General features: G+C 68.2%; 24 protein-coding genes. 16 read left to right on the top strand and 8 right to left on the bottom strand.

What is annotated here, in order from left to right; genetic code table 11:
- Window positions 1-60 precede the first annotated feature (60 nt).
- From QP029_RS02110 to QP029_RS02090, 5 genes are all read left to right on the top strand, one after another.
- Window positions 61-1,680 (top strand): ABC transporter substrate-binding protein, encoded by a 1,620-nt coding sequence (locus QP029_RS02110; RefSeq protein ID WP_284875234.1) that lies wholly within the window; start codon window positions 61-63, stop codon window positions 1,678-1,680.
- Window positions 1,671-2,651, top strand: coding sequence for an ABC transporter permease (locus tag QP029_RS02105; protein WP_284875233.1), 981 nt, complete (start codon window positions 1,671-1,673; stop codon window positions 2,649-2,651). The genes QP029_RS02110 and QP029_RS02105 overlap by 10 nt, the downstream gene beginning before the upstream one ends.
- The gene (locus QP029_RS02100) at window positions 2,644-3,555 is read left to right on the top strand and encodes an ABC transporter permease (RefSeq protein ID WP_284875232.1); all 912 of its coding nucleotides are present in this window, start codon (window positions 2,644-2,646) and stop codon (window positions 3,553-3,555) included. Before QP029_RS02105 ends, QP029_RS02100 begins: the two co-directional genes overlap by 8 nt.
- Complete coding sequence (locus QP029_RS02095) at window positions 3,552-4,295, top strand: ATP-binding cassette domain-containing protein (protein WP_284875231.1); 744 nt, start codon at window positions 3,552-3,554, stop codon at window positions 4,293-4,295. Before QP029_RS02100 ends, QP029_RS02095 begins: the two co-directional genes overlap by 4 nt.
- An 84-nt stretch (window positions 4,296-4,379) precedes the next feature.
- Window positions 4,380-4,901 carry an ATP-binding cassette domain-containing protein gene (locus QP029_RS02090; protein ID WP_349293722.1) on the top strand — a complete coding sequence of 174 codons (522 nt, stop codon included), beginning with the start codon at window positions 4,380-4,382 and terminating at the stop codon, window positions 4,899-4,901.
- Window positions 4,902-4,999: 98 nt separating this feature from the next.
- Here QP029_RS02090 and QP029_RS02085 read toward each other — a convergent pair whose 3' ends face one another.
- Window positions 5,000-6,514 (bottom strand): IS1634 family transposase, encoded by a 1,515-nt coding sequence (locus QP029_RS02085; protein ID WP_432418695.1) that lies wholly within the window; start codon window positions 6,512-6,514, stop codon window positions 5,000-5,002.
- Between the two features lie 258 nt (window positions 6,515-6,772).
- Between QP029_RS02085 and QP029_RS02080 the strand changes: the two genes are divergently transcribed.
- Together QP029_RS02080 and QP029_RS02075 are read left to right on the top strand one after the other, a co-directional pair.
- On the top strand, window positions 6,773-8,023 hold the full coding sequence (locus QP029_RS02080) for a DUF418 domain-containing protein (RefSeq protein WP_284875230.1): 1,251 nt from the start codon (window positions 6,773-6,775) through the stop codon (window positions 8,021-8,023).
- Window positions 8,024-8,190: 167 nt separating this feature from the next.
- Window positions 8,191-9,558 carry an MDR family MFS transporter gene (locus QP029_RS02075; RefSeq protein WP_284876128.1) on the top strand — a complete coding sequence of 456 codons (1,368 nt, stop codon included), beginning with the start codon at window positions 8,191-8,193 and terminating at the stop codon, window positions 9,556-9,558.
- 7 nt (window positions 9,559-9,565) lie between these two features.
- On the opposite strand, the gene QP029_RS02070 is transcribed toward QP029_RS02075, so the two are convergent.
- Together QP029_RS02070 and QP029_RS02065 are read right to left on the bottom strand one after the other, a co-directional pair.
- Window positions 9,566-10,030 (bottom strand): roadblock/LC7 domain-containing protein, encoded by a 465-nt coding sequence (locus QP029_RS02070; RefSeq protein WP_284875229.1) that lies wholly within the window; start codon window positions 10,028-10,030, stop codon window positions 9,566-9,568.
- The gene (locus tag QP029_RS02065; RefSeq protein ID WP_284875228.1) at window positions 10,027-10,671 is read right to left on the bottom strand and encodes a hypothetical protein; all 645 of its coding nucleotides are present in this window, start codon (window positions 10,669-10,671) and stop codon (window positions 10,027-10,029) included. The genes QP029_RS02070 and QP029_RS02065 overlap by 4 nt, the downstream gene beginning before the upstream one ends.
- A gap of 159 nt (window positions 10,672-10,830) precedes the next feature.
- Between QP029_RS02065 and QP029_RS02060 the strand changes: the two genes are divergently transcribed.
- Complete coding sequence (locus QP029_RS02060; RefSeq protein ID WP_284875227.1) at window positions 10,831-11,205, top strand: roadblock/LC7 domain-containing protein; 375 nt, start codon at window positions 10,831-10,833, stop codon at window positions 11,203-11,205.
- Between the two features lie 316 nt (window positions 11,206-11,521).
- The gene (locus QP029_RS02055) at window positions 11,522-12,961 is read left to right on the top strand and encodes an MDR family MFS transporter (RefSeq protein WP_432418694.1); all 1,440 of its coding nucleotides are present in this window, start codon (window positions 11,522-11,524) and stop codon (window positions 12,959-12,961) included.
- Between the two features lie 4 nt (window positions 12,962-12,965).
- Here QP029_RS02055 and QP029_RS02050 read toward each other — a convergent pair whose 3' ends face one another.
- Window positions 12,966-13,967, bottom strand: a complete 1,002-nt coding sequence (locus tag QP029_RS02050) for an SDR family NAD(P)-dependent oxidoreductase (protein WP_284875226.1) — start codon at window positions 13,965-13,967, stop codon at window positions 12,966-12,968.
- 205 nt (window positions 13,968-14,172) lie between these two features.
- Here QP029_RS02050 and QP029_RS02045 point away from each other — a divergent pair, with 205 nt between their 5' ends.
- Window positions 14,173-16,908, top strand: coding sequence for an ATP-dependent Clp protease ATP-binding subunit (locus QP029_RS02045; RefSeq protein ID WP_284875225.1), 2,736 nt, complete (start codon window positions 14,173-14,175; stop codon window positions 16,906-16,908).
- 54 nt (window positions 16,909-16,962) lie between these two features.
- Here the strand turns inward: QP029_RS02045 and QP029_RS02040 are convergent, their stop codons facing one another.
- A complete protein-coding gene (locus tag QP029_RS02040; RefSeq protein ID WP_284875224.1) occupies window positions 16,963-18,219 on the bottom strand; it encodes a lipase family protein in 1,257 nt (418 codons plus the stop codon).
- A gap of 51 nt (window positions 18,220-18,270) precedes the next feature.
- On the opposite strand from QP029_RS02040, the gene QP029_RS02035 reads away from it, so the two are divergent.
- Window positions 18,271-18,441, top strand: coding sequence for a DUF4236 domain-containing protein (locus QP029_RS02035; RefSeq protein WP_284875223.1), 171 nt, complete (start codon window positions 18,271-18,273; stop codon window positions 18,439-18,441).
- 1 nt (window position 18,442) lies between these two features.
- Here the strand turns inward: QP029_RS02035 and QP029_RS02030 are convergent, their stop codons facing one another.
- Window positions 18,443-19,594, bottom strand: coding sequence for an erythromycin esterase family protein (locus tag QP029_RS02030; RefSeq protein WP_284875222.1), 1,152 nt, complete (start codon window positions 19,592-19,594; stop codon window positions 18,443-18,445).
- Between the two features lie 194 nt (window positions 19,595-19,788).
- Here QP029_RS02030 and QP029_RS02025 point away from each other — a divergent pair, with 194 nt between their 5' ends.
- The 3 genes from QP029_RS02025 to QP029_RS02015 are packed head-to-tail and all read left to right on the top strand — an operon-like array spanning window position 19,789 to window position 21,535.
- A complete protein-coding gene (locus QP029_RS02025; RefSeq protein ID WP_284875221.1) occupies window positions 19,789-20,730 on the top strand; it encodes a sensor histidine kinase in 942 nt (313 codons plus the stop codon).
- Window positions 20,727-20,882: an ATP-binding protein gene (locus tag QP029_RS02020; RefSeq protein ID WP_284875220.1), complete on the top strand. Its 156-nt coding sequence runs from the start codon at window positions 20,727-20,729 to the stop codon at window positions 20,880-20,882. Before QP029_RS02025 ends, QP029_RS02020 begins: the two co-directional genes overlap by 4 nt.
- A complete protein-coding gene (locus tag QP029_RS02015; RefSeq protein ID WP_284875219.1) occupies window positions 20,882-21,535 on the top strand; it encodes a response regulator in 654 nt (217 codons plus the stop codon). The genes QP029_RS02020 and QP029_RS02015 overlap by 1 nt, the downstream gene beginning before the upstream one ends.
- Before the next feature lies 1 nt (window position 21,536).
- Here the strand turns inward: QP029_RS02015 and QP029_RS02010 are convergent, their stop codons facing one another.
- The gene (locus QP029_RS02010) at window positions 21,537-22,424 is read right to left on the bottom strand and encodes an HhH-GPD family protein (protein WP_432418693.1); all 888 of its coding nucleotides are present in this window, start codon (window positions 22,422-22,424) and stop codon (window positions 21,537-21,539) included.
- On the opposite strand from QP029_RS02010, the gene QP029_RS02005 reads away from it, so the two are divergent.
- Entirely contained in the window at window positions 22,423-23,046 is a 624-nt protein-coding gene (locus tag QP029_RS02005) for a carbonic anhydrase (RefSeq protein WP_284875217.1), read from the top strand. The genes QP029_RS02010 and QP029_RS02005 overlap by 2 nt on opposite strands.
- A gap of 45 nt (window positions 23,047-23,091) precedes the next feature.
- Entirely contained in the window at window positions 23,092-23,781 is a 690-nt protein-coding gene (locus tag QP029_RS02000; protein WP_284875216.1) for a hypothetical protein, read from the top strand.
- On the opposite strand, the gene disA is transcribed toward QP029_RS02000, so the two are convergent.
- Complete coding sequence (gene disA / locus QP029_RS01995) at window positions 23,778-24,842, bottom strand: DNA integrity scanning diadenylate cyclase DisA (RefSeq protein WP_284875215.1); 1,065 nt, start codon at window positions 24,840-24,842, stop codon at window positions 23,778-23,780. The two genes, QP029_RS02000 and disA, sit on opposite strands and share 4 nt — an antisense overlap.
- Window positions 24,843-24,852: the final 10 nt, after the last annotated feature.

The raw sequence follows: 24,852 nt of genomic DNA, 5'->3' as shown, positions 1-24,852 counted from the left end.
CCCACACCGTATTATCAAATAACCAATTGAATGATTGAAGTCGACGCCCGGAGGAACCCTATGTCCCGACGCTCAACCGCCCTCGCCGGTCTGGTGGCCGTGGCCGCCCTGACCCTGGCGGCCTGCTCCGGAACGGACTCGACCACGGCGGGCCCCACCGCACAGACCCGCGCCGAGGACGAGCTGGTGCTCGCCGTCGGCGACGTCGGGGAGGGCGAGTTCGACCCGCTGCGCGGCTGGGGCAACCACCAGGAGCACAAGGTGCTGCATTCCTCCCTGGTGCAGTGGAACCGCAGCGCGGAGACCGGCGAGATGGAGCTGGTCGGCGACCTGGCGAGGGACTTCTCCCACAAGGGCACGGTCTGGACCTTCCACCTGCGCGAGGACTTCATGTTCTCCGACGGTGAGCCGGTCACCGCCGCCGACGTCGTCTTCACCTACGACCTGCTCAAGGAGGACGGCACCCAGTTCGACCTCACCAACGTCGCCGAGGTCCGCGCCGTCGACGAGCGCACCGTCGAGATCGAGCTGGTCCAGCCGGACTCCCTCTTCGGCCCGCAGGCGGCGACCATCGCCATCCTGCCGGAGCACGCCTACGGCGAGGGCTACTCGCAGAACCCGATCGCCTCCGGCCCGTACCGGGTCGTCGAGTACCAGGACGGCGAGCAGCTGATCATGGAGGCCAACCCGCACTACCCGGAGGAGCTGACGTACCGGAAGCTCACCTTCTACCTGGCCGACGAGGAGGCCGCCCTCAGCGCGGCCCAGGCCGGCACGGTCGACGTCGCGAAAGTCCCTTACACCAACGCCGACCGCCAGTTCGAGGGGATGACCCTCGAGCAGCTCGAGTCCGTCGAGACCATGGCCATCACCCTGCCCACCGAGCCGGCCGGCGGCACCGCCGAAACCATGGGCATCGAGGGGCCGGGCGGCAACGACGTCACCTCCGACCCCGCCGTGCGCAAGGCGCTCTCGCTGGGCGTCGACCGCCGGGAACTCAACGACATCGTCGTCGCCGGCTACGGCGAGCCGGCCTACTCCGTCGCCGACACGCTGCCGTGGGGCACCGAGGACGTCCGCTTCGCCGACGCCGACCCCGAGGGCGCGAAGAAGCTGCTTGCCGACGCCGGGTGGATCGACACCAACGGCGACGGCACCGTCGACAAGGACGGCGTCGAGGCCGTCGTCGGCCTGATGTACACCACCAGCGACCCGGCGCGCGCCGACCTGGCCGAGTCCTTCGCCGCACAGGCCGCCGAGCTCGGCATCCGTTTCGAGCCGGAGGGGGCGACCTGGGACGACATCTACGCCGAGGGCAAGTCCAAGGCCGTCGTTTTCGCGCTCGGCTCGCTGAGCCCGAAGGAGCTGTGGGACACCTACTCCTCCGAGTCCGTCGGCGTGAGCTACAACAACATGCCCAACTACTCCGACCCGGAGGTGGACGAGCACCTGACCAGGGCCCGCCTCGCGGACACCCTGGGTGAATCCATCCCGGAGTGGCAGGCCGCCCAGGCCGCGGGCGCCTCCTCCCACCCGGAGACCGGTGACGTGTCCATGCTGTGGATCCTGCGCCGCGATCACCTGTACTTCATCAACGACCGCGTCGACATCGGCGAGCAGATCACCCACGGCCACGGGCACGGCATGCAAATCTTCCAGAATCTGACGCAATGGCGTTAAAACGGCTCTCCTGGACGCTGGCCAGGATGCTCTTCCTGCTGATCAGCGTCACCTTCGTCGCCTTCGTCCTGGTCGAGGCCTCCCCCCTGGACCCGGTCGCGCAGTACGTCGCGTCCATGCAGCGCGGCGTCAGCGCCGACCAGGTCGAGCGCATCACCGCGCTGTGGGGCCTGGACCGGCCCTGGTACGAACGCTACGTCAGCTGGCTCGGCGGCATGCTCGCCGGTGACTTCGGCGTCAGCAACCTCTACCGCGCCGACGTCGCGGGCATCATCGGCCACGCCATCGCCAACTCCCTGCTGCTGATGTCGATCGCCTGGGTGCTCTCCGGCGTACTCGGCTACCTGCTGGGCGTCGTCTCCGGCGCGACCCGGGGCACGCTGCTGGATCGCGCCATCGTCGCTGCCTGCTACGTGCTCACCTCCACGCCGCCCTACGTCGTCGGCCTGGTGCTCATGCTCGTCTTCGCGGTGCAGCTGGGCTGGGTCCCGCTGGGGCTCTCGCAGCCGCTGGGCATGGTCTCCGCGGACGTCACCTTCCTCGACCGGCTGCGCCACGCCGTCCTGCCGGCGATCACCGTGGCCATCGTCGCCATCGCCAACGTCACCCTGCACACCCGCCAGTCGGTGAGCCAGGTCATGGAGTCCGACATGGCCCGCTTCGCCCGCACCCGTGGCCTGGGCACCTGGGGGATCGTCCGCCACCACGGTCTGCGCAATACCCTGCTGCCGGCGGTGATGCTGCAGTTCACCTCGCTGTCGATGCTCTTCGGCGGCTCCGCCCTGGCCGAGGTCGTTTTCTCCTACCACGGTCTGGGCGCGCTGATCACCAAGGCGGCGATCGCCTCGGACGTCCCGCTGCTGCTGGGCGCGGTCACCCTGTCCGCGGTGCTGGTGTTCGTCGGCAACCTCATCGCCGACGTCATCGCCATCCTCGTCGACCCGCGGGTGAGGAGGAGCGTCGATGCCTGAGTTCCTCCGCGCCGACGTCCTGCACACCAACCGCTGGGGCCGGGCGCTCGGCCTGCGCTGGCTGCGCTTCGGTCGGCTCGTCCACCCGCGCAACAACCGCGGGCGTCTGCTGGTCCTGGTCAGCGTCGCGTTCCTGCTGATCCTCGGGATCGCGCTCGCCTCCGGCCTCTACCCGCAGTCCGCCATCCAGCCCACCGGGGGTCAGCGCAACCTCCCGCCGAGCTGGCAGTTCCCGCTCGGCACCGACTGGGTCGGGCGCGATCTGGCCGCCCGCACGATGAAGGGCATGTGGCTGAGCATCCGCATCGGCGCGCTCACCGCGCTGGTGTCCACCGCAGTCTCCGTCCTCTTCGCCGTGCTCGCCACCGCCGGGTCACGGTGGCTCGACCGCATCGTCTCCTGGCTTGTCGACGCCACCATCGGCCTTCCCCAGATCGTGCTCGCCATCCTCATCGCCTTCGCCGTCGGCGGAGGAACGCGCGGCGTCGTCCTGGCCGTCGGTCTGACCCTGTGGCCCCCGCTGACCAGGCTGCTGCGCGCCGAGATCCTCAAGCTCAAGGAAGAGCCCTTCGTCGCGATGTCGCGCGCCCAGGGCCACGGGAGCGCCTGGGTCATCCGCCACCACCTCCTGCCGGCACTGACCCCGCACATCCTCGTCGGCCTGGCGATCATGTTCCCGCACGCCATCCTCCACGAGTCGACGCTGACCTTTCTCGGCTTCGGCATCGAACCGACCACCCCCTCGCTGGGCATCATCCTCGCCGAGGGCATGCGCTACCTCTCCAACGGCCAGTGGTGGGCCGTCCTCGGCCCGATCGCCGTGCTGGTCACCCTGGCCACCGTGCTCGACGCCTGCGGGGACCTGCTCCGCAGCCTGCTCGCCCCCGTCTCGAGGCACCAATGATCACCGACCCGCTCCTGACCGTCACCGACGTCTCGGTCGCCTTCCATCAGTACGTCGGCCTGCTGCGCCGCCGCCACGTCGTCCAGCTCGACAACGTGTCAATGGACCTGGCCGCCGGCGAAATCCTCGCCGTCGTCGGCGCGTCCGGCGCCGGCAAGTCCCTGCTCGCCGACGTCATCCTCGGCCTGCTGCCCCCCAACGCGCACGTCTCCGGCGAGGTCCGCTTCCACGGCCGCGAGCTTGTCGACGCCGACCGCAAGGGCAGGGTCCGCTACGTCCCCCAGGGCACCGGCCACATCGACCCGACCATGAAGATCGGCGACTTCATCGCGCTCTCCGGCTCCGACCCGATCGCGCAGCTGGCCCGCTTCGGCCTCGGCCCCGAGATCGCCACGCGCTTCCCGCACGAGCTCTCCGGCGGCATGCTGCGCCGGGTGAGTCTGGCGGCGTCGGTCAGCGACGACATGGAGCTGCTCATCGCCGACGAACCCACCCCGGGCCTGCACCCGAAGGCCGTCACCGAGGTGACGGACTACTTCCGCCAGGTGCGCACCGACGGGGCGTCCATCCTTTTCATCACCCACGACATGATCACCGCGGCCTCCGTCGCGGACCGGATCACCGTCATGCGCGACGGCACCATTGACACGGTGGCGGCGGGCGTCGACGAGCTCACCGGGTATGCACGCCAGCTGTGGCGTGCCCAGCCCGCCCACGATTTCTGGGAGGCGCTGTCATGAGCCTGACCGGGGAGAACCTCTCCTTCAGCTACGGGGCGACCCCGCTGATCCGCGACTACTCGATCACGCTCGCCGAGGGCCGAGATCCTCGGCCTGCACGGCTACAGCGGCACCGGCAAGTCCACCCTGGCCCGCCTGCTCACCGGGTACCTAACCCCGACCGGCGGGCGGGTGCTCGTCGACGGCGCGCCGGTCGCCCACGGCACCTTCCACCCGGCGCAGCTGATCCAGCAGCACCCGGAACGCGCCGTCGACCCCCGGTGGCGCCTGTCCCGGGTGGTGGAGAACATCGACCGCGACACCCTGGACCATCTCGGCATCCAACCGGAGTGGCTCACGCGCCGGGCACTCGAGGTCTCCGGCGGGCAGCTGCAGCGCATCAGCATCGCCCGGGCCCTGGACCCGCGGACCCGCTACCTGGTGGCCGATGAAATCACGACGATGATGGACGGCCTGCTGCAGGCCGACATCTGGGCCAAGCTGGTCGCTGCGGTGCGCGAGTGCAACCTCGGCATGCTCGTCGTCTCCCACGACCGGGACCTGATGCGCCACGTCTGCGACGAGGTCATCGAATTCGACTCCGGCATTCCGCGTGAATTCAAGTAGTCGTTGCAACACTTTCCCCACCGAGAGGTTGCCCGATGACCACGACAGGCCCGTTTCATTCCCTGACCGACCCGACTTTTATCAAATTAGTGCGGAAGTCAGTCGCCCTGGATCCCGGCGATCAGTTCGGCAATGTCTGTGGGCACCGGTGACGCCGCGTGGATCGTCTGCCCCGCGACCTGCACCTGGAAGGTCCGGTACTTCCTCAACGTCCGCACCAGCCGCTTCAACGACAACCCCGAGCGTTCCTCCAGCAGATGGCCCACAGCCATCGCGGCCATCACCACGCTCAGGTGTGCCTCGATGGATTCTCGTTTGTGGTGGTAGATCGGCCGGGCCTTGAGATCGGACTTCGACATCCGGAAAGCCTTCTCGATCTTGAGCAGCTGCCGGTAGGCGTGGATGACCTGTTCCGCGGGCAGGTCCACCCGGGAGGTCTCGTACCCCTTGATCCCTGCCAGGGCTTTGTTCTTGTCCACCAACGTCCAGTTGACCTGTTTGTTCGGTGCCTTGAGATCCACGAACCGGTTGCGCTTGACTGGCAGCTTGCCGGCCACGGCCTTCTCCGCTTTGGCGACCTGCTCATCAATACCCTTGAGCGTGCGGCGTGCCCTGTCCCAGGAGTACTGGTAGTAGGTAACCGAGTGCGGCACGCCGTCGGGGCCACGCCCTGTCCGGTCGGCGTAGGTCCAGATCTGTTTGTCCTCGTAGTCCTGGCCGGGATGGTGTTTACGCCACTGCGCCACCGGGTAGGGGATGTCTTTGAATTTCACACCGAGGATGTAGTGCAGGCCGGCCTCGATGATCGCGGCCTTGTTACCGGCAGAGAACATCCCAGCGTCCGCGACGACGGTGACATCCTCCACGCCGTAGGCATCCTGGAAGTTTCTGATCATGGGCAGCATCGTGCGGGTTTCGGCCATGTTCCCTTCAAACGCACCCACGGCCAGCGGGAAGCCGTGGGCATCGGAGAGCAGGCCGACGGTGATCTGCGGTTCGAGTCGGCGTTCCTTGGAAAAGCCTGGTTTGCGGAAGTCATCACCTTCGTCGGTTTCGAAATACAAGGTGGTGACATCAAAAAGAACCAGGACTCCGGGGCCGATACCGGCATGCGTGGCGCAGGCCCGGGTGAGAGCATCCCTGAAGCCACCGGTCGCGTAGGCCGGTAGCCGCCGGTTGATGGTGGGATAGCTGGCGGAGGCCACGCCGAGTTCCGCGAGGGTTTCGATGCTGTCGAATACTGAGCCTGGCTGCACGATCCGGGCGATGAGCAGATCCCGGAACACCTGGTCACCGCCGGTGGCTGTATCCAAACCCAGTTCGGTGTAGGCATGGTGGATGACGTCGAGGAGGTGACCAGCGCGTTCCGAGGTGATCGGGACCGGCGCATCCACCGACCCGCTGCCGGAAGGTGTGGTGTCCACACCAAGAGCCAGGCTCATCTGGTCGCCGTCGACCAGGCGTCGGGCCTGGGTCTTCAACAGGGCAAGATCTTCGTCGGTGTGCGCCGAGCCGAGGTGCTTCATGCTCTTAGAGCCACGCTTTTCCGAGTAGACGACCTGCACGGCAGTCGCCCCGGAGGCGGTGCGCACAGTGCGGATGTACGGGCTCATGAAAATCAATCTAACCGCCCACCCCGAACCCCACCCCCTTAGTGCGGCAATTTCTTCCCGGAGCACGCGAATCTACTGGCCTACGCGTCAATATGTTCCGCGTCACACCATTTTGATAAAAGTCGGGTAATAGGGGCACCTTTCTGCCCCGTCTGTGCAGCGCAAAGGGGCGACAACGGGCCCTGGCGTTCAGTCAGCTTTCAGGAATCGGCAGTCGGGTGTCGGGGACTTCCCAGGCGCCCATCGTAGGTTTCACCCATGACCACGAACACCGCCCGGCGACGCATCATCGCCCTCGACGTCCTCCGGGGAATCGCCATCCTGGGCACCCTGCTGACCAACATCTGGATCTTCTCCCAGTCGGCCTGGGACGACGACGGCGACCGGGCGCAGGGGGCACTCGCCGTGTTCAACCGCGTCGCGGACGTCGGCCTCAACCTCTTCACCGACGGCGAGTTCATCGGCCTGCTGACCATCATGTTCGGCATCGGCCTGGAGATCCAGCGCCAGTCGGCGATCCGCCGGGGTGAACCGTGGCCCGGGCGCTACCCCTGGCGCGCACTGGTGCTCATTCTCGACGGCCTGCTCAACTACATCTTCATCTTCGAGTTCGACGTCCTCATGGGTTACGGCCTCACCGGCCTGGTCGTCGCCGCGGTCATGGCCACGAGCCCGAAGACGCAGAAGATCTGGATGGTCATCGGGCTCGGCGCCCACCTGCTCATGATCGGCGTCTTCACCGCCCTGCCACGATTTGTCGGGGAGTCCGATCTCCCGGCCGACCAGCCGGTCCCGGCCGACGCCAACCGACTCGACGCCGCACTCGGGGCCACGGGGACGGAGTCCTACTGGGGCATGGTCGGCGAACGCCTGCAGACCTTCATCGGCGGGCGCGGCGAGATTCCCATCATGTTCGTCATGGGGCTCAGCCTCTTCCTCGTCGGCGCGCACCTCTACCGGGCGGGACTGTTCCTGCCGGAGGGCAGGCGTCTGCGCAGGATCGTCATGGCCGTCGGCTTCGGCGTCGGGTTCCCGCTGGACTGGGCGCTGCGGTTGTCCGACAACGGCGGCGGCTTCATCACCCGCTACGGCACCTCCACGATCGTCGCCTTCGGTCTCCTCGCCGCCGTCGCCGCCTTCTACGCCCACCGCGACCGGGTCGGCATCGTCGGTCACGGCCTCTCCCTGGTCGGCCGGATGGCCCTGACCTGCTACATCCTGCAGAACCTCATCGCCTCGATCATCTTCTATGACTGGGGCCTCGGTGTCGCGGCGAAGATCCCCGACGCCTGGAACACGGTGATCACACTCGGCATCTACCTGGGCATCAGCGCCTTCCTCATCGCACTCTCCGCGATCTGGTTGCACCACTTCCGGCGGGGTCCGGTGGAGTATGTGCGGCACAAGGGGGTGGACAGGCTTGCCGACGCCGCCGAATCCGCCCGCGCCGCACGGCGGCGGCGTCGAGAAGCAGTGGCTCCGGCCACAACCGGGGTATCAACGGGGTAGTGTCGGCTTATGCGGCGACGGGCCACCAACCTATGGTGTGATCTTCCCCGTTCAGCGCACATAAATCAGGACCGTGCAGGACCGCAGTGCACACCGCCACACCGGCCGACACCACCCACCCCGCACCGAGGACGGGGTGGGTGCTCACCGTTCTCGTCGTCTCGGCGATGGTGATGATCCTCAACGAGACGATCCTGTCGGTCGCCCTGCCGTCGATCATGGCGGACTTCCGGGTTCCCGCCGCCACTGCCCAGTGGCTGACCACTGGTTTCATGCTCACCACGGCGGTGGTCATCCCGACGACCGGTTTCCTGCTGCAGCGGTTCACCACCCGACTGATCTTCCTCACCGCCATCGTCCTGTTCCTGCTGGGCACGGTGTTCGGTGCCCTCTCCCCGGCCTTCGGGGTGCTGCTGGCCGCCCGCGTCATCCAGGCGTGCGGCACCGCGCTCATCATGCCGCTGCTCATGACGGTCACGCTCACCGTCGTCGCCCGGGAGAAGCGCGGCATGATGATGGGCGTCAACTCCATCGTCATCTCCGCCGCCCCGGCGATCGGTCCCACACTGTCCGGCTTCATCCTCAACGCATGGTCCTGGCACATGCTCTTCTGGGTGATGGTGCCCATCGCCGCGCTCTGTCTCGTTGGCGGCTGGTTCCTGCTCGGCAACGGCTCCGAACCGCGGAACACCCCCTTCGACGTCGTCTCCGTGGTCCTCTCCGCGCTCGCGTTCGGCGGCATCGTCTACGGGCTGTCCACCATCGGCTCCCTCATTGACGGCGGTTCCTCCGCACCGGTCATCGCGCTGCTCGTCGGCGTGGTGTTCCTCGCGCTGTTCATCCACCGCCAGCTCCTGCTGGGCCGTCGTGGACGCGCGCTGCTGGATCTGCGTCCCTTCGCCGTCCGCACCTTCGCCGTCGCCGTCATCGTGGTGGTCATGGCGATGGGCATGATGCTCGGTACCGTCATGGTCCTGCCGATCTACCTGCAGACCTCACTGGGTGTCTCTGCCCTGGCCACGGGCCTGCTCCTGCTGCCGGGCGGCCTCATCCAGGGCATCGTCTCGCCGTTCATCGGCCGGATCTACGACACCGTCGGCCCCCGCCCGCTGGCCGTGCCCGGCGCGATCCTCATGTTCCTCGCCTGCTGGTGGCAGTACTTCGCCTACACCTCGTCCACCTCGGTGTGGGTGGTCGTCGCCGCGAACGTCACCTTCGGTGTCGGCATGGCCCTGGTGATGACCCCGCTCATGACGGTCTCCCTGGCCTCCCTGCCGATGGACCTCTACGGTCACGGTTCCGCGATCATGAACACCCTGCAGCAGCTCGGCGGTGCCATGGGTACCGCGGTGCTCATCGCCGCGATGTCGGTCGGGGCAGCCCGGGCGGACGCCCCGCTGGTCGACGCCCAGGCGGCCGGCACCTCCGAGGCCTTCCTGGCCGGCGGCATTCTCGCCCTCATCGCCGTCATCGCCGCCCCGTTCGTCGGCCCGCTGCCGGCGACGAAGGTCGTCAGCTCGCAGGCGCCGCACTGATCGGGGGTTACTCCTCCTCGAGCCACTCCGCGAGCGCCGCGGCGGCCTGCCGCGCCTGGTGGACGACCATGCCCAGCTGGGTGTCCCGGGCGAACAGGCAGAGCACGAGGTGGCCGACGGGGCTGTGTTCGATCTTGGCCATGCCGATGTACTGGTCATTGGGCAGGGCGACGGCGACGACGGTGTCCTGGTTGTCCGGGTCGATCGGGTCGATGACCCCGGCCTGTGCCCCGGAGATCCCCAGCATGGAGGAGTTCAGGGCGGCGAGGCGGGCGGCGTCGACGTTGTCGCTCAGGCCGATGGAGCACACGTGGATGCCGTCACCGGTGCCCAGCACGATGGAGTGGATGCCAGGTACCTGGTGGCGCATCCGGGACATGTAGGGCAGCGCCGCCGCGGCGATGTCGTTGGTGCCGAAGTTGCGGCCACGGACCCGGCGGTGGCGGGCGTTGAGAAGTTCAGCGGTGGTCATGAGTGCAGCTCCTTGAGAAATCCGATCGCCTGCGAGACGACCCGGGCGACGTCGTCGTGTTCCCGGGGGTTGGCCACGATGACGGGAATGGCGGACAGGTCACGCGCGGCCAGGATGCGGTCCATCTCCTCGACCGCGCCCTCCTCGACGAAGTTGAGGGCGATGCACATGCGGTGTGCCTGGTCCCGGCCACCGGCCGGTCCCAGCCAGTCGTCTAGCTGTTCCTCCAGCAGGTCGGGCTGGCCGTAGAACCACAGCACGACGCCGGCGTCGGGGTTGTTGAGCGGGGCGCGGGAATCGTCGAAGCGCTCCTGCCCCGCGGTGCCGAACAGGCCCACGACCGAGCCGTCCGGGTGTTCCCACATCCCGTAGTCGATGCCCACGGTGGTGGTCTTCTTCCACGGTGAGGTGAACTCGTCGGGGGCGGCGGCGACAACCTCGGTGTTCACGGGGACGACCGAGGAGAGGGTCTCGACGGCGGTGGTCTTGCCCACGCCGACCGGGCCGATGAAGATGACCTCCGCATCCGTGGCGGAGCCGACGAGGGCGTCATCGGGCACGGTGAGGTACGGGTCCAGGTCGGGGACCGTGAGTTCCTCGAGCTTGCCGTGGCGGCGACGTCGAACAGGGGGCAGTTTCATATCACGCTTACTTTTCCGGGGACGGAGACGACACGCTCAAGTATTGAAAAGTTTTCCCGGTTTGTCTAGTCTCGTTCTCAATGGGTAATGCCTGATAGATAGGTAATTTTCCCAGGCCATGCCTCAGGAAACACACATATAACGAAGGATATATACGACATGTCTCAACAGGAGCAGCTCAACAACTTTCTCAACAACATCGCCGAGGATCTCAACGGCTTCATTGGCGCCTCCGTCGTCGACCTCGACACGGGCATGTCGCTGGCCTCCATCAGCCGCTCCCACGACTTCGACCTGGACATCGCCGCCGCCTACAACGGCGAGATGGTCAAGGCGAAGTTCAAGACCATGAACGCCCTCGGCCTCGAGGGCGGCCTCGAGGACATGCTGCTCACCCTCCAGAACCAGCTCCACCTCATCCGCATGCTGGACAACAACATCTTCGTCTACGTGGCGGTGTCCTCCGAGCACTGCAACCTTGCCCTCCTGCGCGCGGCGGTCAAGGCCAACGTGCGCAAGCACCAGCTCGCTTGAACGGGGCCCGGCGCCGGGAACACCGCCGAACAACCGCCCCCTGAGCCGCCACCGGCGGAGCCGCCTCCGGAACCGCAACCGGAACCCGACCCACCGCCGGAACCGGATCCCGGGTCCCCTCCCGTGGAGTCCCGGCCGGCGGCCATGGTGCGGCAGGCGGAGTACATTCCCGAGCCGCCGCACACCCGACAGTCCGAACGAAAATGGTGGAAACTCTGGACCTGAACGGCGGATTCGCGCGACAGGGCCGCACCGGCTAGTCTGATCCTCTTTGTTTCGACATAGTGATTCGACATTGTTCTGAGAGGCCCTTTCCGTGAGTTCCCCCGCGTCCACCGACCGCCCGGCAGACCGGACCCTGTCCGCCGAAGTGAAGATCATCCTCACCGTCCTGGTGGCGTCGGCGTTGGTGATGTTCCTCAACGAGACGATCCTGTCGGTGGCACTGCCGTCGATCATGGCGGACTTCGACATCCCCGCCACCACCGCTCAGTGGCTGACCACCGGATTCATGCTCACCATGGCCGTGGTCATCCCCACCACCGGCTGGGTGCTGCAGCGCTTCTCCACCAAGCAGGTGTTCCTCGCTGCGGTGGCGAGCTTCCTCGTGGGTACCGTCGTCGCCGCCGCCGCGCCGACGTTCGCGGTGCTGCTCACCGGCCGCATCGTCCAGGCGGTGGGCACGGCGCTGATCATGCCGCTGCTCATGACCGTCGCGCTCACCGTCGTGCCCGCGAATCGCCGCGGATCGATCATGGGCATCATCTCGATCGTCATGTCCGTCGCCCCGGCGCTCGGCCCGACGGTCTCCGGTTTCGTCCTCAACCGTCTCACCTGGCACTGGCTGTTCTGGCTGGTCGTCCCGCTCATCGCTGTCGCCCTCGTCCTGGGCGGCTTCTTCATCCGCAACATCGGGGAGACCACCCGCGCGCCCTTCGACCCGCTGTCGGTCGTCCTCGCCGGCCTCGCGTTCGGTGGCCTCGTCTACGCGCTGAGCTCCCTGGGCACCAACCCGGGCACGGCGGTCATCGTCGCCGTCGTCGGTGTCATCGCCCTGGCCCTGTTCGTCTGGCGTCAGCTCCGGCTCGAGACCCCGCTGCTGGATCTGCGCCCGTTCACCATCCGCAACTACACCGTCTCCGTCGTCGTCGCGCTGCTGGTCATGGGTACCCTGCTCGGCGTGATCATGGTCCTGCCCATCTACCTGCAGACCGCGCTCGGAGTCTCCGCCCTGGTCACCGGCCTGCTGGTCATGCCCGGCGGCCTCGCGTCCGGCCTGCTGGCACCGTTCATCGGCCGGCTTTACGACGCCGTCGGTCCCCGCCCCCTCCTCATCCCCGGCGCAGTGCTGCTCACCGCCGGCGTGTGGGCGATGACCCGCCTGGACATCGACTCCACCATCACCGAGGTCATCATCATGCACCTCGTGTTCTCCCTCGGTCTGGCGCTGATGATGACCCCGCTCATGACCACCGCACTCGGCTCCCTGCCGTCGCGGCTCTACGGTCACGGTTCGGCGATCCTCAACACCCTCCAGCAGCTGGCCGGCGCGACCGGCACCGCAGTGCTCATCGCGTCGCTGTCCTTCGGCACCCAGGCCTCCCTTGACGGGGGCGCGGAACTGGCGCAGGCCACCGCCGACGGTGCGCACACCGCGTTCGTCGTCGCCGGGATCATGGCCGTCTTCGTCCTGCTGGCCAGCCCCTTCGTCACCAAGGTGGCGGAGAACCAGCAGGAGGACGGTCAGGCCGCGTGACCTGCTAGACGGCGGACCAGCCGCCGTCGACGGCCAGGACGGCACCGTTGACCGCGGCGGCGTCGTCGGAGAGCAGCCACAGGATGGTCGCCGCCTGCTCCTCCGCCGTGGTCATGGCGGGGATGTTGGGGCGGTAGGAGGTCATCCGCTCGTTGCCGAACTCGCCCACGTCCTTCGGTACCGCGATGCCGGTGGCCACCGCGCCAGGCACGGTGACGTTGGTGCGGATACCGGCCTGGGCGTACATCACGGCCATGGACTTGGTGATGCCGACCACCGCGTGCTTCGACGCGGTGTAGGCCGTGCCCGCAGCGGAGCCGCGCAGCGCCGCCTCGGAGGCGACGTTGACGATCGACCCGCCACCGTTCTCCAGCATCCGGGCGCTGACCGCCCTCGTCAGACGCATGAGGCCGGTGACGTTGACGTTGAACACCCGCGCCCACACCTCGTCGGTGACCTCATGGATGGCGGCGAAGTTGTCCATGATGCCGGCCACGTTGGCCAGCCCGTCGATCTGACCGTCCGCAGCGGCGACGATCTCGTCGACGGCGGCGGCGTCGGAAAGGTCGGCGGTGACGGTGATGACCTGCCCGGATCCGAGCTCTTCGGCGAGTGAGGCCAGGCCGTCACCGGAGATGTCGGTGGCGATGACCTTCGCGCCCTCCGCCACGGCCCGGCGGGCGGTGGCCCGGCCGATGCCGTTGGCGGCGCCGGTGACGATGATCGTCCTGCCCTCGAAGCGGTGACCGGAGGACGATGCCGACTGCTCCGCGGCCGCCGGGATCTCGCCGCCGTTGGCGTCGCGCACGATGGCGTCGATCGCCTCCTGCGACATCTTTCCGCCGGAGAGGTCGACGAGCTTGCCCAGCGGCAGGCCGTAGGCGGGGGCGAGCTGGTCGACGTCGGACCCGGCCCGCTCCAGGAAGCCGCGGAGCGCGGGGCCTCCGGTGGGGTGCTCCAGCCAGGTCTGGATGGTGTCGCGGTCGGTGATCGGGGTGCTGCTCATCAGAGGTCTCCTCAGGATCGGGGTGGGCAACTACCCACCGAGCCTAGGCGCGCCTGCTCCAGCGGGCTGTTCGCTACCGGCGTACATGGCTCTGACCAGGAAAGATGACCGTTTTCTGGCACTTCGGAAAGGCGAGTGCAAATAGATTCGGGGACGCGGGCGTTACAGTGGGTGACAAGTTAGGAACAAACGGTTAGGGGTAGTCATGTTCGAACGGTTCACCGACCGGGCACGTCGCGTCATCGTCCTCGCACAGGAGGAAGCGCGCATGCTCAACCACAATTACATCGGCACCGAGCACATCCTGCTCGGCCTCATCCACGAAGGTGAGGGTGTCGCCGCGAAGGCCCTGGAATCCATGGGTATCTCCCTGGACGCCGTGCGTTCCGAGGTCGAGGAGATCATCGGCCACGGCACTCAGCCGCACACCGGCCACATTCCCTTTACTCCGCGCGCCAAGAAGGTCCTCGAGCTCTCCCTGCGTGAAGGCCTGCAGATGGGGCACAAGTACATCGGAACCGAGTTCCTCCTCCTCGGCCTCATCCGTGAGGGCGAGGGCGTGGCGGCTCAGGTGCTGGTCAAGCTCGGCGCCGATCTGCCGCGCGTGCGCCAGCAGGTCATCCAGCTGCTCTCCGGTTACGAGGGCGGCCAGGGCAGCAACCCGGAGGGCACCCCGGATCAGGCCGCCGGTGGCGCCGTCGGTGCCGGTGCCGGCGCCGGCCGCGGTGGCCCGCAGGGGCAGGGTGGCCCGGGCGAGCGCTCCAACTCGCTCGTGCTCGACCAGTTCGGCCGCAACCTCACCCAGGCCGCCCGCGACGGCAAGCTCGACCCCGTCGTCGGCCGAGGCCAGGAGATCGAGCGCATCATGCAGGTGCTCTCGCGTCGTACCAAGAACAACCCGGTGCTCATCGGTGAGCCCGGCGTGGGTAAGACCGCCGTGGTCGAGGGCCTGGCCCTCGACATCGTCAACGGCAAGGTCCCGGAGACTCTCAAGGACAAGCAGGTCTACTCCCTCGACCTCGGCTCCCTGGTCGCGGGCTCCCGTTACCGCGGTGACTTCGAGGAGCGCCTGAAGAAGGTGCTCAAGGAGATCAACCAGCGCGGCGACATCATCCTGTTCATCGACGAGATCCACACCCTCGTCGGTGCCGGCGCCGCTGAAGGTGCCATCGACGCCGCCTCGCTGCTCAAGCCGAAGCTGGCCCGAGGTGAGCTGCAGACCATCGGTGCCACGACGCTGGACGAGTACCGCAAGCACATCGAGAAGGACGCCGCCCTCGAGCGTCGTTTCCAGCCGGTGCAGGTGCCGGAGCCGTCCGTCGAGCTGACCATCGAGATCCTCAAGGGTCTGCGCGACCGCTACGAGGCGCACCACCGAGTCTCCATCACCGACGGTGCCCTCACCGCGGCCGCCAACCTGTCGGACCGGTACATCAACGACCGCTTCCTGCCGGACAAGGCCGTCGACCTCATCGACGAGGCCGGTGCCCGCATGCGCATCAAGCGCATGACCGCTCCGGAGGGGCTGCGCGAGATCGACGAGCGCATCGCCGACGTCCGCCGCGAGAAGGAGGCGGCGATCGACGACCAGGACTTCGAGAAGGCCGCCGGCCTGCGCGACAAGGAGCGCAAGCTCGGTGAGGAACGCGCCGAGAAGGAGAAGCAGTGGCGCTCCGGTGACCTCGAGGAGATCGCCGAGGTCGGCGAGGAGCAGATCGCCGAGGTCCTCGGCGCCTGGACCGGCATCCCCGTGTTCAAGCTCACCGAGGAGGAGTCCTCCCGTCTGCTGCGTATGGAAGATGAGCTGCACAAGCGGATCATCGGCCAGAACGAGGCCGTCAAGGCCGTCTCCCGGGCCATTCGCCGCACCCGTGCGGGCCTCAAGGACCCGAAGCGTCCGTCCGGTTCCTTCATCTTCGCCGGCCCGTCCGGTGTGGGTAAGACCGAGCTGTCGAAGGCGCTCGCCGAGTTCCTCTTCGGCGAGGACGACGCCCTCATCCAGATCGACATGGGTGAGTTCCACGACCGCTTCACCGCGTCACGTCTGTTCGGTGCACCTCCGGGTTACGTCGGCTACGAGGAGGGCGGCCAGCTCACGGAGAAGGTGCGCCGTAAGCCGTTCTCCGTCGTGCTCTTCGACGAGATCGAGAAGGCCCACAAGGAGATCTACAACACCCTCCTGCAGGTCCTCGAGGACGGTCGCCTCACCGACGGCCAGGGTCGCGTCGTCGACTTCAAGAACACCGTGCTCATCTTCACCTCGAACCTGGGCACGCAGGACATCTCCAAGGCCGTGGGCATGGGTTTCTCCGGGTCCGCGGAGTCCGACTCCGACGCCCAGTACGAGCGGATGAAGAACAAGGTCAACGACGAGCTGAAGAAGCACTTCCGCCCCGAGTTCCTCAACCGTATCGACGAGATCGTGGTCTTCCACCAGCTCACCCGCGACGAGATCGTCCAGATGGTCGAGCTGCTCATCGGCCGCGTGGAGAAGGCCCTGGCCGCCAAGGACATGGGCATCGAGATCACGGACAAGGCCAAGGCACTCCTGGCCCAGCGTGGTTTCGACCCGGTCCTCGGTGCCCGCCCGCTGCGTCGCACCATCCAGCGTGAGGTTGAGGACGCCATGTCCGAGAAGATCCTCTTCGGTGAGCTCGGCGCCGGCGAGATCGTCACCGTCGACGTCGACGGCTGGGACGGGGAGTCGAAGGACACCGACGGTGCCACCTTCACCTTCACCCCGCGCCCGAAGCCCCTGCCGGAGGGCACCTTCTCCGAGATCTCCCCGGAGGCCGCTGAGGCGGTCCGCGACGTGGAGAACGCGGAAGACGACTCCGAGGTCCTCACCCCGGACGTGCCCACCGAACTGGGCACCCCGGGTGAGGGTCCGGACGACGGCCCGGCCCCGGCCGGCGGCGCACAGCCGCAGCCGCAGAGCTGACCGTGAGTTGGCGGCGCCCGCTTCCCCACTAACGGGGGAGCGGGCGCCGTCGCGTCAGAACCGTCCGCAGGTGTCGGGGGCCGGGGCGCCGTTGAAGCGGTCGACCATGTAGCCCATCGAAGTCGGTAGATCCCCGACCATCGGGGCCCCGTGATTGATGCCCCACCCGGGCATGACCGGCGGGGTGAGATTGGCCAGATAGGACACGGTGCCACCGTGGCCGCAGAGATCGCGGCCGAGTTGGGTGGCCTGCGAGGCGGGGATGATGTCGTCGTGGACACCGTTGCTGATCATGATCGGCCCGGTCACCGGCGCCCGGCCCAGCCGCTGCGCGGCGAGCACGCGGGAGATCCGCGGGTCGCGTTCGCTGACCTCGGCGAAGGATTCGCCGGTGGTGGTCAGGGTCCGGGAGTCGGTGAACGCCTGGGTGAGCACGGAGTCGATGATGCAGCTGGCGGCGGCGTCGGCGAGGAATGCCCGGCCCCGGTCGTTGAACACCTCGTCGATGGCGTGGGCGAACTCGGGGTCGCGCTCGGCGAAACCGTTGACGGCGTAGCCGAGGACGCCGACGATGCTGCTGCGGTCCACCGCGGGCATGACCACCTCGAGGTCGGCGGGTGGGGCGCCGGCGAAGGTGCCGCGGAGGTTGAGCTCCGGGGCGTAGGTGGCGTGCAGTTCGGCGGCGCCGGCCGCGGCACCACCGCCCTGGGAGTAGCCGTAGAACCCGACGGGGGAGTCGTCGGGGACGCCGGCGACGGCCAGCCCGGCCCGCGCACCGTCGAGGACGGCCCGGGCGGATTCCCAGGTGTTGACGTAGGCGTGGATGCCGGGGGTTCCCAGCCCGATGTAGTCGGGGACGATGACCCGCATGCCCGCGGTGGTGGCCCAGTACACCGACATCAGGTCGTAGTTGAAGGCGACGGTCTGTTCCGGAAGGTCGACGTTGCCCGTCATCAACGGGCCCTGCGACGGGGCGCAGGAATCGGCCTGCCCCCGGGTGCCGGGCGCGATGACCACCGTCGGGGTGGGGCCCTTTCCGGACCAGGGGCGGGTGGGTTCGATGACGGTGCCGGATGCGGCCACGGGGTCATCCGCCTCGGTGAGGGTGGTGTACAGCATCCGGGTGGCGTGCCCCGGGAAGTCGGGGCCGAGGACGTTGAACAGGTGCTGGGTCGGCTGCGTGCGCATGACCGTCCCCGGGGTGGCGGGGACCGCCGCAGGAGGGGAGTAGAAGGGGTCGACCACTGATGACGCTTCCGCGGGTGCCGCAGTTGCGGGTGCCGCCCCCACCGCCAGAATTGTCCGCATCATCCGAGCCATGATCCATTAATGTAGCAGTGCTGCGGTGTAAACTTGCACGTCATGGGCATCACGTACCGCAAGCGTAAGAAGGTCGGCAAGAACAGCTGGATCAACATCTCCGGCTCGGGTGCGTCCGCGTCGACCAGGATCGGGCCGCTGACCATCAACAGCCGCGGTGGCCTGTGGGTCAACCTGCCCGGCGGCCTCAACTTCCGGGGCCGCTGGAAGTAGGTCACCCGAGCATCGTCGTCGGGGTGGCGTCGTCGACGATGATCAGCGCGTCGTACCACTCGGAGGGGACACCGGCGACGAGGTGGAACAGCGGTATGAGCTGTTGCAGGCGGGTGAACCGTTCGCCGGCGCTGCCCATGGTGATGAGTGTGTCGACAAGTTCCCGATTCTTCCCGGAGGTGTCCGCGAAGTCCAGGTAACCGACGTCGGTGCCCGCGAACACGCCCGCCAGGGGAGTGCGGTTGTGCAGTGTCCAGGCCTGCCGTTCCTCGGGGGTGCCGGAGAGGAATTCCGTGTCGATGAAGTCGGTGCCGATCACCTGATAGTCGTCTCCCCAGGTCTCGGCGGCCATCGCACCGACCGGTTGCGTCAGCATCCCCTGCTCGGCCTTTGCCACGTGCCCGTTGTGGGCGAACAGCAGGACCGGCGTCGTCGACTGCTCCACGAGGCGGGTGAGCATGTCGAACATCGCCTCCTCGCGGACCGTGGAATAGTCACCCGTCCGCATCAGCTCGACGTGGTGGTGCAGCGCCAGTGCGGCGTTGTGCGGATGCGGGCTGCCCGGGAGGGTGCGGGTGGCGTCGACAAGCTCCCGGGTGGCGGTGGCGTGAGCGTCGGTGACCTCACCGTCCTCCAGCCCGCTGAGGACGGCCCCCAGGCGTTCGGCGGCGGCCGGGTCGTGGTGGGCCAGACCGTCGAGGGCGATGCTTCTCGACGCCGGCACCCGTTGCACGTCCATCCCCACCAGCTGCACTCTCCCGCCCGCGGGCAGGTCCGCGTTGTAGTCGCGGAGCCACTCGAGCCAGCGGGCGTTCTCGGCGGTCTGGTTGAGGCGGAAGCCGAATCGGAGGGCGGCCTCTTCTGCGGTGCCCTCCCCGCCCTGGATGTAGTCGTTGACCAGGGAGGTCGTTCCGTAGTCCTCCTCCATCACGATGGTGCGGGTGCCGTGCGGCAGCACCTTCCGGCTCAACTCCAGGCGCAGGTTCTGGTAGTCGGCGTTGCCGTGGGTGGCCTCGCCGAGGGCGAGGACGCGGGCGTCGAGAAGCGGGGCGGACAGCTGTGCGGTGGCGAACTCGACGGCCTGCGGTTCGCCCTGCGGGCGGGTGCTCCACCGCCAGGGAGACGATGGTGGCGGCGATGAACACCACCACAACGGTGAGGAGGATGATCAGCGCGAGGCGCCGGCGACGGTGACGGGGACGATGTGATGTGGTCATGCCTTCATTCCACTGCCTGGCGACGCCGCGATCATCGGCCGTGGGTAGCCGGATGACCGCGACCTTCGGCCACGGAATACGAGCCGAAGGTCGCTACCGGCGGCCCGGACCGGTGGATAACGTCATTGCCATGACCTCTGCAACCTCGCTGCGTCTGTTGTTCTGGCTCCCGGTTCTCACCGCCACGCTCTACTACCTCACGCCCTTGGCGCTGGCGCCCTCCGATCCCGGTATCTGGCTGCTCCTGCTGCTCCCGGCGCTGCTCGCCCTGGCCGTGCTGCCGCTGCGGCACACCCGACCGGTGGTGGCCTCGGTGATCACGCTCGCCTGCCTGGCGGTCAGCCCGGCGGCGATCGGCGGTGTCATCGGCATGGTGGGTTCCCTGGCCCGGCGCACGGGCGTCGGCCGCGGCCTGCCCGGCCCGGTGGGCCTGGTCGCGGCGGGCACGGCGGTGAAGGCGGTGCAGCTGGCCGCCGGCGGGTGGACCAGCACGTCGTCGGTGGAGATGGGTATCTCCGTGTCCATGCTCGTCATCGCCCTGTTCGTCGGCCTGCTGCTCAATGCGGTCGCCGACTCCCGGGACTCCCGCGCCGAGGCGGATGAGTACCGGGCCACGCAGATCCGGATGGCGGAACGTGCCCGCATCGCCCGCGAGATGCACGACGTGGTGGCCCACCGGGTTTCCCTCGTCGCCATGATGTCCGGGGCGTTGGCCTACCGGGAGGACCTGCCCGCCGACGTGCGCGACGCGGCCGGGGTCATCCGGGACAATTCCCGCCGGGCCCTCGACGAGCTCCGCGTCGTCCTCGCAGACCTGCGCAGCACGGACGACCCGGAGGCTCCGCAACCCACCCTGGCGAACCTCGACGATCTCCTCGCCGAGGCGGAAGCGGCCGGTTCCGCCGTCGACCTGCAGCTCGACCCGGCGCCCGAGGACGTTCCTGAACGCCTCAGCCGCCACCTCTACCGGATGGTCCAGGAGGGGCTGACCAACGCGCGGCGGCACGCCCCGGGCCAGGAGGTCACCGTCCGCCTGGCGGGGTCTCCGGGGAGGGCGTCGCCCTCCGGATGAGCAACCCGGCACCGGACCCCGGGGCCGGGGAGGGCGGTTACGGCCTCGTGGGCATCGAGGAACGTGCCCGCCTGTTGGGTGGCACGGCCCGCGCCGGCCGGGTGGACGGTACATTCACGGTGGATGTGACCGTTCCCTGGAAGGTGGGCTGATGAGCGAGCAGATCCGGGTGATCGTCATCGACGACGACCCCATGGTCCGCGCCGCCGTGCGCATGATCATGGCCACCGCGGCGGACGTGGAGGTGGTGGCCGACGCCGGCGACGGCCGCGCCGGGCTCGACCTGGTGCGCGAGCACCTCCCCGACGTCGTGCTCTGCGACATCCGCATGCCCTGCATGGACGGCCTCGCGGTGCTCACGGAGCTGCAGGCCTCGGGCGACGCCACCCCAGTGATCATGCTCACCACCTTCAACACCGACGATTACGTGGTCCGCGCCTTCCAGCTCGGTGCCGCGGGCTTCCTGCTCAAGGACGCCGACCCCCGCGAGATGGTGGCTGCGGTCCGGGACGTCCACGCGGGCCGCCCGGCCCTGTCCGCCGGGGCGGTGGAGACGCTGATCGGCACGGTCCACTCGACTCCCGCCCGCGACCACCGTGCCCGCGCGCTGGTGGACACCCTCACCGAGCGCGAACGCGAGGTCGCCGTCCTCCTGGCCTCGGGGGCGAGCAACGCGGACATCGCCCGGCAGTCGCACATGGCGGTGGCCACGGTGAAGGCGAACATGTCGCGTATCTTCACCAAACTGGGCGTGGACAACCGCGTCTCCGCGGCCATGCTCATCCGCGACGCCGGCCTGGCCTGACCTACCGGGGCAGCCGGAACAGCCCCGCATCGTCCTGCTCCGCCAGGCCGTCCGCCAGCAGGGAGAACAGGGCGCGGGAGCGCTGGACGTCGTCGGGCCACACCACGTCGATCTCAGACTGCGGCACCGGCGCCTCCGCGCCCCGGAGCACGTCCATGATCAGTCCGCGGACCTGCCGGTCGGTGCCGGCGAACTTCTGCACCTTCTTCTTCGCCAGCTCCTCAGCTGTCGGGGGCGGGGAGCCGGCGGCCACCCAGGCGCACTCTTTCCGCAGGGGGCACTCCCCGCACCGCGGGGACGTCGCCGTGCACACCAGCGCACCGAGCTCCATGAGCGCCGCCGAGAACCGTGGTCCGTCCTCCGCCGGCAGCAGCCCGGCCACCGCCGGCAGCTCGCTTTTCGACGCCGTCCCCGCCAGGAACCTCCCCTCCACCGCGCGCCGCACCACCCGGCGGACGTTCGTGTCCACCACAGGAACGTTGTGGCCGTAGGCGAAGCAGGCGACGGCGCGGGCGGTGTAGTCGCCGACACCGGGCAGGGCGAGGAGGTCGTCGACGTCGTCGGGGACGCGGCCGTCGTGACGCGAGACAATGACCTGCGCGCACTCCAGCAGGCGCAGAGCACGCCGCGGATAGCCGAGCTTGCCCCAGGCGCGGAGCACCTCGGCCGGGGAGGCCTGTGCGAAGGCGGCGGGATCCGGCCAGCGTTCCATCCATTCCCGCCACACGGGTTCGACACGCGACACCGGGGTCTGCTGGCTCATGACCTCGCTGAGCAGGATCCCCCACGCGCTGGTGCCGGGTTCGCGCCACGCCAGGGGGCGTTCGTGGAGGTGGAACCAGGTGAGCAGCGTGGGAACCATGGTGGGCCAGTCTACAATCATGGGCATGCCCATGAAGAATGTCGCCAACCAGCCGCAGGCCGTGTGGGAGGCGCTGAAGGCCGGTAATGAACGGTTCGTCTCAGCGCAGCTTGAACGCCCCAACCAGGACGTCATCCGCCGGGCGGAGCTGCGCGCCGGGCAGAACCCCCGCGCCGTCGTGTTGTCCTGTTCCGACTCGCGGGTACCCGTCGAGCTCATCTTCGACGTCGGCCTCGGGGACCTCTTCGTCGTCCGCACCGCCGGCGAGATCCTCGACCCCGCGGTCCTCGCCTCCATCGAGTACGCCATCAAGAGCCTCGGCGTGGAGCTGGTCGTGGTCATGGGGCACGAGTCCTGCGGTGCGGTCGCGGCCACCAATGAGGCGTTGACCGGCGGGAAGATCCCCAATGGTCTGGAGCGCATCCTCATCGAGAAGGTCGCCCCCTCCATCCTCGAGGCCCGCGCCCGCGGCATGAACACTCTGCCGGCCTATGAACGCCAGCACGTCATCGAGATCGTCGAGCAGATCAAGCACCGCCTCTCCGCGCTGCAGACGCGTATCGACGACGGCCGCTGCGGCATCGTCGGCCTGCGCTATCTGCTGTCCACGGGGCAGACCCAGCTGGTCACCGCCGACGGCGTGGAGTAGACACGCGCCCCGGGGTCACGCAGGTCACCGGCCCGAGGTTTTAGAGTGGGGGACGTGAGCAACCGTCGCCTTCCCGAAGAGATCTACGTCCGCCGTCGAGTGGCCGCCGTTGTGGTCCTTCTCGTGGTCATCGGCCTGCTGGTGTGGGGCATGGTGGCCTTCGCCAATCGGGGGGATGAGCCGGAGGCGCCGGTCGCCAGCGAGACCACCACCACGGAGACGACGGCGACGACCGCATCGTCGGAGGAGAGCACGACGGAGACCACGGCGGCGTCGACAAGCGAGGAGGCGAGCGAGGAACCCTCCGAGACCACCGTCGCTGCGGAAGGAGCGGAAGGCAAGGAGACCTGCGAGCTGGCGGATCTGCGGATCACCGCCACCAGCGACCGGCCGAGCTACGGTCCGAACGTGCAGCCGACGTTCTACATGACGGTGGCCAACCCCACCGACGCGGACTGCGAGATCAACCTCGACGACGAGCAGCTTCGTTTCGAGGTCTACAACCTCGAGAGCAACAACCGCGTGTGGGCCGACACCGACTGCTACCCCTCCGTGCTTGGCGGCGACGAGACCTTCGAGGCCGGCGACGAGCGCAGTTTCCAGGCCGTGTGGTCCCGCCTGGAGTCCCAGCCGGGCCAGTGCTCCAACCGCACCCCGGTCGAGGCGGGCCCGTACTTCCTCCACGCGGTCATCGGCTCCAACCCCTCCGACGCCCACCCCTTCAACCTGGGTTAACCGTTCATCCGCCGTAGGCCCTCATGGATGTGACGGGCCCACAGGGTGCCCACGTTGTCGATCGCCGCGAGTTCCTCCTCGCTGGCCGCCAGCAGTGCGGTGAGGTCGCCGACGCCCGAGATGATCTTGTTCATCAGGAACATCTGCACCCGCGGCACCCGGCTGAGTACCCGGTAGCCGCGCGGCACGATCCACTGCGTCAGTGACTCCTCCGTGGCCGGCAGGCCGAGCGCCCGGGCGACGTTCGCGGGCTTGAGCAGATCGGCGTCGTCGAGGCCGTCGAGCGCCTCCGACACGGCACGCACCTCCTCGGTGCCGGGGGTACCGTCCGCGGCGAGGTAGTCCCGGATGAGCAGGTCGATCTCCCGGTCATTGTCACCCCGCAGCTCGGTGAGCTGGAGGTCCAGCTGCCGGCCGTCGGTACCCAGCTCCAGCACGCTCTGATCCAGTTCCAGGCCGACCCGCTTGACCAGCAGTTCGCGCTGCAGCACCGCCGCGACATCGGAGACGGTGGCGTAGTTGTTCACCTCGGCGACGAACAGCCGCTGATTCGCCAGGTCGAGGCGGGACCGGTAGCGCTCCAGCGTGCCGATAGCCTGGTTCGCCCGGTTGAGGATCGTCGCCGGATCATCGAGCACGTGCCGGTCCCCGTCCACGTAGAGGGTGATCACGTTCATCGACTGACTCACCGCCACCACCGGACGCCCCGTCTGCAGCGCCGTGCGCTCCGCCGAGCGGTGGCGGGTGCCGCTTTCCGACGTCGCGTACGCCGGCGACGGCACCAGCTGCACGTTCGCCCGGCGGATGCGGGTGCCGTCGGTGGAGAGGATGACCGCACCGTCCATCTTCGACAGCTCCCGCAGGCGGGTGGGGGCGAAGGGGACGTCGAACTCGATGCCGCCGTCACACAGTTCAGTGACCTCGGGGCCGTCACCCAGCACGATGAGTGCCCCGGTGCGCCCCTTGACGATCCGGTCGAGCCCGTCCCGCAACGCCGTTCCAGGGGCCAGATTCTGCAGGGCCTCCGACAGGGTGGCGGGGGTGATGCTGCCTTCGCTCATGACGATCAAG

The organism is Corynebacterium suedekumii (genome assembly GCF_030252185.1).
GTDB lineage: Bacteria > Actinomycetota > Actinomycetes > Mycobacteriales > Mycobacteriaceae > Corynebacterium > Corynebacterium suedekumii.
The sequence above is the reverse complement of the archived record's forward strand: the minus strand, read 5'-3'. Positions and strand labels throughout refer to the sequence as shown.

What these genes read in the sequence shown, in the direction of transcription:
- QP029_RS02095 (WP_284875231.1), top strand. Translation starts at nt 3,552, where the DNA reads ATGATCACCGACCCGCTCCTGACCGTCACCGACGTCTCGGTCGCCTTC.
- QP029_RS02075 (WP_284876128.1), top strand. Translation starts at nt 8,191, where the DNA reads ATGGTGATGATCCTCAACGAGACGATCCTGTCGGTCGCCCTGCCGTCG.
- QP029_RS02100 (WP_284875232.1), top strand. Translation starts at nt 2,644, where the DNA reads ATGCCTGAGTTCCTCCGCGCCGACGTCCTGCACACCAACCGCTGGGGC.
- QP029_RS02025 (WP_284875221.1), top strand. Translation starts at nt 19,789, where the DNA reads ATGACCTCTGCAACCTCGCTGCGTCTGTTGTTCTGGCTCCCGGTTCTC.
- QP029_RS02015 (WP_284875219.1), top strand. Translation starts at nt 20,882, where the DNA reads ATGAGCGAGCAGATCCGGGTGATCGTCATCGACGACGACCCCATGGTC.
- QP029_RS02040 (WP_284875224.1), bottom strand. Translation starts at nt 18,219, where the DNA reads ATGATGCGGACAATTCTGGCGGTGGGGGCGGCACCCGCAACTGCGGCA.
- QP029_RS02070 (WP_284875229.1), bottom strand. Translation starts at nt 10,030, where the DNA reads ATGACCACCGCTGAACTTCTCAACGCCCGCCACCGCCGGGTCCGTGGC.
- QP029_RS02105 (WP_284875233.1), top strand. Translation starts at nt 1,671, where the DNA reads ATGGCGTTAAAACGGCTCTCCTGGACGCTGGCCAGGATGCTCTTCCTG.
- QP029_RS02020 (WP_284875220.1), top strand. Translation starts at nt 20,727, where the DNA reads ATGAGCAACCCGGCACCGGACCCCGGGGCCGGGGAGGGCGGTTACGGC.
- QP029_RS02010 (WP_432418693.1), bottom strand. Translation starts at nt 22,424, where the DNA reads ATGCCCATGATTGTAGACTGGCCCACCATGGTTCCCACGCTGCTCACC.
- QP029_RS02110 (WP_284875234.1), top strand. Translation starts at nt 61, where the DNA reads ATGTCCCGACGCTCAACCGCCCTCGCCGGTCTGGTGGCCGTGGCCGCC.
- QP029_RS02085 (WP_432418695.1), bottom strand. Translation starts at nt 6,514, where the DNA reads ATGAGCCCGTACATCCGCACTGTGCGCACCGCCTCCGGGGCGACTGCC.
- QP029_RS02065 (WP_284875228.1), bottom strand. Translation starts at nt 10,671, where the DNA reads ATGAAACTGCCCCCTGTTCGACGTCGCCGCCACGGCAAGCTCGAGGAA.
- disA (WP_284875215.1), bottom strand. Translation starts at nt 24,842, where the DNA reads ATGAGCGAAGGCAGCATCACCCCCGCCACCCTGTCGGAGGCCCTGCAG.
- QP029_RS02035 (WP_284875223.1), top strand. Translation starts at nt 18,271, where the DNA reads ATGGGCATCACGTACCGCAAGCGTAAGAAGGTCGGCAAGAACAGCTGG.
- QP029_RS02060 (WP_284875227.1), top strand. Translation starts at nt 10,831, where the DNA reads ATGTCTCAACAGGAGCAGCTCAACAACTTTCTCAACAACATCGCCGAG.
- QP029_RS02005 (WP_284875217.1), top strand. Translation starts at nt 22,423, where the DNA reads ATGCCCATGAAGAATGTCGCCAACCAGCCGCAGGCCGTGTGGGAGGCG.
- QP029_RS02045 (WP_284875225.1), top strand. Translation starts at nt 14,173, where the DNA reads ATGTTCGAACGGTTCACCGACCGGGCACGTCGCGTCATCGTCCTCGCA.
- QP029_RS02050 (WP_284875226.1), bottom strand. Translation starts at nt 13,967, where the DNA reads ATGAGCAGCACCCCGATCACCGACCGCGACACCATCCAGACCTGGCTG.
- QP029_RS02080 (WP_284875230.1), top strand. Translation starts at nt 6,773, where the DNA reads ATGACCACGAACACCGCCCGGCGACGCATCATCGCCCTCGACGTCCTC.